General features: G+C 75.0%; 4 protein-coding genes. 3 read left to right on the plus strand and 1 reads right to left on the minus strand.

What is annotated here, in order from left to right:
• The coding region (locus OMK64_RS19665; RefSeq protein WP_272730045.1) for a peptidoglycan-binding domain-containing protein at nucleotides 1–529 on the plus strand (529 nt) is incomplete at its 5' end.
• Between the two features lie 32 nt (nucleotides 530–561).
• Here OMK64_RS19665 and OMK64_RS19670 read toward each other — a convergent pair.
• Nucleotides 562–1530: an NAD(P)-dependent alcohol dehydrogenase gene (locus OMK64_RS19670; protein WP_272730046.1), complete on the minus strand. Its 969-nt coding sequence runs from the start codon at nucleotides 1528–1530 to the stop codon at nucleotides 562–564.
• 159 nt (nucleotides 1531–1689) lie between these two features.
• Here OMK64_RS19670 and OMK64_RS19675 point away from each other — a divergent pair, with 159 nt between their 5' ends.
• Nucleotides 1690–2661: a DNA polymerase domain-containing protein gene (locus tag OMK64_RS19675; RefSeq protein WP_272730047.1), complete on the plus strand. Its 972-nt coding sequence runs from the start codon at nucleotides 1690–1692 to the stop codon at nucleotides 2659–2661.
• A gap of 88 nt (nucleotides 2662–2749) precedes the next feature.
• On the plus strand, nucleotides 2750–4669 hold a 1920-nt coding region (locus tag OMK64_RS19680), incomplete at its 3' end, for a molybdopterin-dependent oxidoreductase (protein WP_272730048.1).

Raw genomic sequence — 4669 nt, forward strand, 5'->3', positions numbered from 1 at the left:
CGCGGCGCACGAGGCGTTCGTCGCGTACACGACGACGCTCCAGCAGTCGCTGACCGACGCCGGGTACTACACCGGCCCCGTCGACGGGATCTACGGTCCGCAGACGGTCGCCGCGGTCGAGGCGCTGCAGGCCGCGCACGGGCTGCCCGTGACCGGCACGGTCGACAAGGCCACGGACGCGGCCCTGCGCGCGGACCTCGAGGCGAAGGGCGGTGCCGCGGCGACCGCGGCGGTCGCGTCGACGGCCGCGCTGCAGCAGACGCTGCACCTGCTCGGCTACTGGGACGGGCCCGTCGACGGCACGTGGACGGACGCGCTCACGCAGGCGGTCGTCGCGCTGCAGACCGACCTGGGCGTGCCGGCGACCGGCGTGATGGACGCGGCGACGATCGCCGCGGCGCAGGCGGCGGTCGCCGCGGCGCTCGCGGCCGGGACGCCCGCGGACGACGCCGCGCAGGACGACGCGCCCGGCGACGAGGCGACGGAGGACGAGGCGCCCGACGAGCAGTCGGAGACGGACGAGGGCTGAGGGTCGACGTCGACCGGTGGCCGTCCGACGCGTCAGGCGGGGTCGACCGTGACGACGACCTTGCCGACGGAGCGGCCGGAGCCGTGGTGGCGCAGCGCCTCGGCGGTCTGCTCGAGCGGGAAGGTCCGGTCGACGACGGTCCGCACCGCGCCGGTCTGCAGCAGCTCGACGAGCGGCCCGACGTGCCGGACGCCGAGCGGCACGGCGAGCACGCGCAGCCGCTTGCGCCCGGCCAGCCCGACGAGCGGTCCGAGCAGGAGGACCTGGAGCACCGAACGGGCGGCGCCCCCGACGACGAGGTAGGTCCCGCCCCGTGCGACGCCGCGCGCGATCGCGCCGACCGGGCGGTAGCAGGCCAGGTCGAGCACGAGGTCGTACGGACCCGTGCGGGTCCAGTCGTCGACGCGGTGGTCGAGCACGTGCGCGGCACCGAGGGACCGCAGGTGGTCGGCCTTGTGCGCGGTGTCGACGGCGGTGACCTCGGCGCCGGCGAGGACCGCGAGCTGCACGGCGTACGTGCCCGCGCCGCCGCCCGCGCCGTTGACGAGCACGCGCTGCCCCGCCCGCACCCGGCCCCGGTCGACGATGCCGCGCAGCGCGATGACGCCGGCCTGCGGCACGGCCGACGCCTCGACGAACGACATCCCGTCGGGCAGCGGCGCGCACGACCGGGCGGGCGCGCACACGAGCTCGGCGAAGCAGCCGAGCCGGTCGAGGAGGTCGGCGTAGACGTCGTCGCCTGGCGCGAACGTCGTGACGTCGGCGCCGACCGCGACGACGGTCCCGGCGACGTCCGACCCGAGCACGTGGCGACGAGGGCGCCGTAACCCGCCGATCCGCGCGTAGGCGGGCCGCCCGGTCAGCCCTTCCCAGTCGGAGCCGTTGACCGAGACGGCGCGGACCGCGATCAGCACCTCGTCGGGCCCCGGCTCAGGACGGTCGACGTCGACGACGCGCAGGACGTCGGGCGAGCCGTACTCGGTGTACTCCACGGCTTTCATCGCGTCCTCCGGGACCGGCAGCGGCGGGCGGGCGCTGTCACCGTAGCGGCTGCGTCGCGGCGCCCGGCACCCCCGACGGGCGTCCGACGCGCACGTCGGGGACGCTGGGCTCGGGCCGTGAGCAGGACGGCCGCAGCCCAGACCGCGAGGTGGCACGGCATGGCACGCGCGCAGGAGCCGCACGGCCCGACGCAGGACGAGCTCGACGCGCTCGCCGACCTGGGCGCGGGCGGCACGTGGGAGGTGCACGGCCGCCGCCTGCGCGTGACGAACCTCGACAAGGTGCTGTTCCCGGCGCGCGGCGACGAGCCGCCGGTGACGAAGCGCGAGCTGCTCGCGTACACCGCGCGGATCGGTCCGGTCGTGCTGCCGTACCTGCGGGGTCGCGCGCTCAACCTGCACCGCTACCCGGAGGGTGCGCACCGCCCCGGGTTCTGGCACAAGCAGGTGCCGGACCACGCGCCGGACTGGTTGCCGCGGTGGGACAACCCGGAGGCGGACGAGGGCGAGACGACGACGTACCTGGTGGCCGACGAGCCCGCGGCGCTCGTGTGGGCGGCGAACTTCGGCGCGCTCGAGTGGCACGCGTGGACGTCCCGCACGGACGACCCGCACCTGCCGACGTACGCGCTGATCGACATCGACCCGGGCACGTCGACGACGTGGGACGAGGTGCTGCTGCTCGCGCGGCTGCACCGCGACGCGCTCGCGCACCTCGACGTGCGGGCCGCGCCCAAGCTGACCGGGCGGCGCGGCATCCAGGTGTGGATCCCGGTGGCGGTGGGCCCCGACTTCGCCGAGACGCGCGCGTGGGTCGAGCGGCTGTCGAAGACCGTCGGGGCGGTCGTGCGCGACCTCGTGAGCTGGCGGTGGGAGGTGCGCGAGCGGGGCGGGCAGGCGCGGCTCGACTACACGCAGAACGCGATCAACAAGACGCTCGTCGCGCCGTACAGCCCGCGCGCGGCGGCGGGTGCGCCCGTCTCGGCGCCGATCACGTGGGACGAGCTCGACGCGCCGTGGCTCCGGCCCGACGCGTTCACGGTCCGCACGGTGCTCGACCGCGTCGCCGAGCGCGGCGACCCGTTCCGCACGGTGCTCGACGACGACCAGGTGCTCCCGCGTCTGGCCTGACCAGCGAGCCGCTGCGCTGGCGGCGGCGTCGCGACCAGCGTTGACTGGACGACGGTCCGGCAGCGGGCGCCGCCGTGTAGGAGGTGCGATGCACGTCGACCGGATCGCCGAGCCGTGGGGGACGAGGACCCCGTACGCGCGCGGGACGCGGTGGCCCACCCGGGTCGACACGTTCCTGGACGCCGGGACCACGGCCGACGATGTCGAACGGTGGGTGCCCGCGGCGTCGCTGCTGCACTCGAACGGTGACGCGATGGAGGTCGCCGTGGCGGGCGGTCGCATCGTCGGGGTGCGCGGCCGCGCGCAGGACCGCGTGAACCACGGCCGGCTCGGTCCGAAGGACCTGTTCGCGTGGCAGGCGAACGCGTCGCCGGACCGGCTGACCCGTCCGCTGGTGCGCCGCGACGGCCGGCTGCAGGAGGCCTCGTGGGACGAGGCGATGGGCCTCGTCGTCGCGCGCACGACGGCCCTGCTCCACGAGCAGGGCGCGTCGGCCATCGGGTTCTACACGTCGGGGCAGCTGTTCCTCGAGGAGTACTACACCCTGGCCCTGGTCGCGCACGCGGGGATCGGCACGAACCACGTCGACGGGAACACGCGGCTGTGCACCGCGACCGCGGCGGAGGCGCTCAAGGAGTCGTTCGGTGCCGACGGGCAGCCGGGTTCGTACTCCGACGTCGACCACGCCGACGTGATCGCCTTGTTCGGGCACAACATGGCCGAGACGCAGCCCGTGCTGTGGATGCGCGTGCTCGACCGGCTCGCGGGCGACGACCCGCCGCGCCTGCTGTGCGTCGACCCGCGCCGCACGGCCGTCGCGCGCGCCGCGACGGTCCACCTCGCTCCGCGGCCCGGCACGAACCTGGCGCTGATGAACGGTCTGCTGCACGAGGTCGTCGCGCACGGCTGGGTCGACGAGGAGTACGTCGCCGCGCACACCGTGGGGTACGACGACCTCGTCGCGACCCTGCGCGACTACCCGCCCGAGAAGGTCGCGCGCGTCTGCGACGTCCCGGAGGAGGACCTGCGCGCCGCCGCGGAGCTCGTCGGGACCGCGGACCGGCTGATGTCGACGGTCCTGCAGGGCTTCTACCAGTCGCACCAGGCGACCGCGGCGGCCGTGCAGGTCAACAACCTCCACCTGCTGCGCGGCATGCTCGGCGAGCCCGGGCGCGGGCTGCTGCAGATGAACGGGCAGCCGAGCGCGGAGAACACGCGCGAGTGCGGCGCCGACGGCGACATGGCGGGGTTCCGCAACTGGTCGAACCCGGAGCACGTCGCCGACCTGGCCCGCGTGTGGAACGTCGACCAGGACGTCATCCCGCACTGGTCGCCGCCGACGCACATCATGAAGATGCTGCGCTACCTCGAGGACGGCTCGATGCGCATGCTGTGGGTGCAGGCGACGAACCCGCTCGTCTCGCTCCCGGAGCTCGAGCGGGTGCGCTCGGTGCTCACCCAGGACCGCACGTTCCTCGTCGTGCAGGACCTGTTCCTGTCCGAGACCGCGCAGGTGGCGGACGTCGTGCTGCCCGCAGCGACGTGGGCCGAGAAGACGGGCACGTTCACGAACGCCGACCGCACCGTGCACCTGTCGGAGAAGGCGGTCGACCCGCCCGGGGAGGCGCGGCCCGACCTCGACATCTTCCTCGACTTCGCGCGTGGCATGGACCTGCGCGACAAGGACGGTGGCCCGCTCGTGCCGTGGTCGACGCCCGAGGAGGCGTTCGACGCGTGGAAGGAGTGCTCGCGCGGCCGGCCGTGCGACTACTCGGCGCTGACGTACGCGCAGCTGCGCGGCGGCGGCGTGCAGTGGCCGTGCACCGACGAGCACCCGCTCGGGACCGAGCGGCTCTACGGTGACGGTCGCTTCCCGGCGGCGCCCGGGTACGCCGAGACGTACGGCCGCGACCTCGTGACGGGCGCGCCGTTCGAGGCCGACCAGTACAAGGCCCTCAACCCGGAGGGGCGGGCGCTGCTGCGCGCCGTGCCGTACGTGCCGCCGCAC

Origin of the sequence: Cellulomonas fimi (genome assembly GCF_028527925.1) — a bacterium.
GTDB classification, from domain to species: domain Bacteria; phylum Actinomycetota; class Actinomycetes; order Actinomycetales; family Cellulomonadaceae; genus Cellulomonas; species Cellulomonas fimi_C.